Annotated in this window: 3 protein-coding genes; all 3 read right to left on the bottom strand. The window is 62.8% G+C overall.

Translation table 11 applies throughout. The annotated features are described in order from the left end of the window. Positions 1–574: 574 nt before the first annotated feature. On the bottom strand, positions 575–877 hold the full coding sequence (locus ABD209_RS15620; protein ID WP_344067856.1) for a hypothetical protein: 303 nt from the start codon (positions 875–877) through the stop codon (positions 575–577). Between the two features lie 518 nt (positions 878–1,395). Then, positions 1,396–1,794 carry a TIGR04255 family protein gene (locus ABD209_RS19885; protein ID WP_425564699.1) on the bottom strand — a complete coding sequence of 133 codons (399 nt, stop codon included), beginning with the start codon at positions 1,792–1,794 and terminating at the stop codon, positions 1,396–1,398. Positions 1,795–1,937: 143 nt separating this feature from the next. Beyond that, on the bottom strand, positions 1,938–2,381 hold the full coding sequence (locus ABD209_RS15615; protein ID WP_344067854.1) for a hypothetical protein: 444 nt from the start codon (positions 2,379–2,381) through the stop codon (positions 1,938–1,940). Between the last annotated feature and the right edge of the window lie 334 nt (positions 2,382–2,715).

Below are 2,715 nucleotides of genomic sequence, written 5' to 3'. Positions count from 1 at the left end.
TGGGCAGAGTCGTAACTCCCATCATCGGAAGACCTCGACCCATCAACCCGACACCGACACGCCCCCACGCCGACAACCGGCTACACCCTCAAATCGGAAGAGCCTCTTTGGGAGGGATTCCACACCTATGCCTGCTCTGCCCGCGCCTTCACTAAGGACGCAGCGATATGCCAATCCGAGTCGGGGTAAACGCAGGTGGCCAACTTCGCGAGAGCCCTGGCCACACGCCGGCTCTCTGCATCTGTCATTGAACGCCAACCGGTGATGAGTGCGTGTGCGGGGGAGACATCAGGCGGCACAGGCATGGGGTCGTCCGCAATCTCTAGGGCCCTGCGCGAGGAGATGAACATCCTGAAGGCCAGCAACCACCGCCGGCCCCTTGCCAGCTCGAGCCACGTCTTCCGCGCCCAGTCCAATGCTCTCAAGACCTGCTCGCCTGTATACCGACAACCCGTCCTCATGGGTGTGAGGCCTGAACTTGGCGGAGGACGGCGGCAGGTAGCGCAGAGAGGCTTGATCAATGGGCAGATGACTCGGGACCATGGGGACCCTGCGGTGAGAATCCTCTGTCACGTTAACGCGCAGCGTGCGCATCCCGGGCAGCCGTCGTGATCCGCTGAATAGTCTCGAAGAGCACGCGCGGGATGGGCGACCCATTGGGGACCACCTCCAGGTCAAATGAGCCCGAGGTCGAATCGATGTAAAGGCCGACCACGCCGCTCGCCTCGATGGAGACCTCGACATGGTCGCTGCCCGCATGCCATTCCAGCTGCATGCCACCCCCAGGCAGTTGGAAGGCTTGGGGCAGCAGGCGGTTTGGCAGGGGCATGTCGGCGCTCCACAAGCTGGCCAGGAAGGCGACCGCGATGTCGCGCACATGACTCTCAGCGCGGAGCTGATTGCGAGTCAGGAGCGCAGCGACGGCGCGCTCAGATGCCGGCCGCCACTCGAGTCCCGGCCAGGAGCAGTCATCCAAGCCCGGAGCCGCAAGCGAAAGCGACGGCCGCCACGAGATTGAACTTGGGTCGACCCCACGCTGGGCACTAAGCGTCTGAGCCATCCACGACACCCCACTCCTCGTGCATCGACGTGTCCGTTATTGCCTTGAATCTAGTGACTATGTACTCGCGGGCAGCGTCTATCGCGAAGATCGGCATGTCTGCCGCTTCCGGCACCGCACGCACCATCAACGAGAGCATCGTTTCCGTTAGTTCCCCATAACGGCCACCAAGGACTGTCTGCCCCTTGACCAATCTTGCAGCGGGGAGCCGCAGTGACCGCTCAAACACTGCGTTGAAGCGTCCGTCCTCCTGCACACATATGGGGTTGTCCCAGCCCTAGAGAACCCGATCAGGCGAGCGAGGCACCCGATTCACGTAGATCACTTCGATCTGATTAGCGTGCGGGGGTCCCCCCAGTGCCCCGACCAAACCATCCATGCGGCCACGACCGGCTCCGCACTTCGGGGTATCTGGGGTAGGCCTGCGTCGTGAGCCTCCGCCAGTTGACCGTCAGTCGGTCGGCTTGGAGTTGGATCAGATAGCCGCCGTCCTCGGCTTCGAACCACAGGCGCGACCCAGAGGAGCCACCGACTTGGAGGAACAAGTCCCCATCCTCAGCATCAAGCGGAGGGAGAGGCGGCAATTCACTCTGTTGCGACACGACCGGATACTTCCCCGACCAGCGGCCATACAACTCACCCGACCGGTATGACGCCAATCCTGGAACGGCCTCGAACTGCACGCTCAGAGCCACCTCGACGACAGGGGGGTCTCGGAAGTTTACGTTCGCCATCGCTGCAGGGCTTCTATCACCACTGTCACACTCTACGGGGCTCTTGACTCTCTACCGAGTGGTCTATGCGCATAACTCGCGCGGGCCGAGCGGCCATACGGTCGTGTTGGCTTCAGCCGAACCAGTCCGGCGCACGTCGAACGTCAACGATGCTGGCCTCTCCGGACCAATGCACCGACCAGATCGTTGACGGCGCCGGCGAGCGACTCAAGGTCTCGGTCGTAGACCCTGCCGGTCTCGACGCGCTGAGTCAGACCACGGATTGCCGTCACCCAATCGCTCGTCGCCGACGGCCACGGCACCGCCTCGACTTCGACCTGCCGAGTGTGATGCTGAACGACCGTGACCGTCTTGATGCGCTCGATGTCGCGCTCGACAACCTTCACCGCAGCCAGCCCGTCGGCTGCGGCCCGGCGCCGTTCGGATGCCCGCGTCCGGCAGGTCGAGGAACACCACTTCGGCATGCGACCGCGGACTTGGACGATGACAGGCCCGCCACACCAGCCGCACTCCAAGACCTGCCCCGGCGCCCGCGGGGACTTCCGCGCAATCGCCCGATCACCTGCCTTCTCGACTGACGATTCCATTCACTCATTACATCACAGCGAAATGACGCTACTCCGCGAATGCATGAGGTGTTTCTGACATTTCTTGAGCACGAATCGTCGGCCCGTTGAACTGACATCACCGTGATCCGCGGAGACGCCACCTGCGCTTTTGGAGTTCAACGCCGAGTGTTCGGCGGCGGACGAAGGAGCGTGATCGAGTTGACCTCACAGCAGGCGGCACGACAGCGGGCACGTCGCCAGGCCATGGTGTGGACGGCGCTCGAAAACTGGTCGGTTCCGGCGTTCGAGAAGTGAACGGTTTGGTCAGTCTATTGAGCCCTGCTCGGCTTTGATGCTGGGCAGGGTGTCGATG

Source organism: Nostocoides vanveenii, from assembly GCF_039531165.1.
Taxonomy (GTDB): Bacteria; Actinomycetota; Actinomycetes; order Actinomycetales; family Dermatophilaceae; genus Nostocoides_A; species Nostocoides_A vanveenii.
This window is presented reverse-complemented; position numbering and strand designations above follow the sequence as displayed.

Excerpts from the sequence above, each read along its gene's own strand:
- ABD209_RS19885 (WP_425564699.1), bottom strand. The coding sequence starts at position 1,794 with ATGGCGAACGTAAACTTCCGAGACCCCCCTGTCGTCGAGGTGGCTCTG.
- ABD209_RS15615 (WP_344067854.1), bottom strand. The coding sequence starts at position 2,381 with ATGGAATCGTCAGTCGAGAAGGCAGGTGATCGGGCGATTGCGCGGAAG.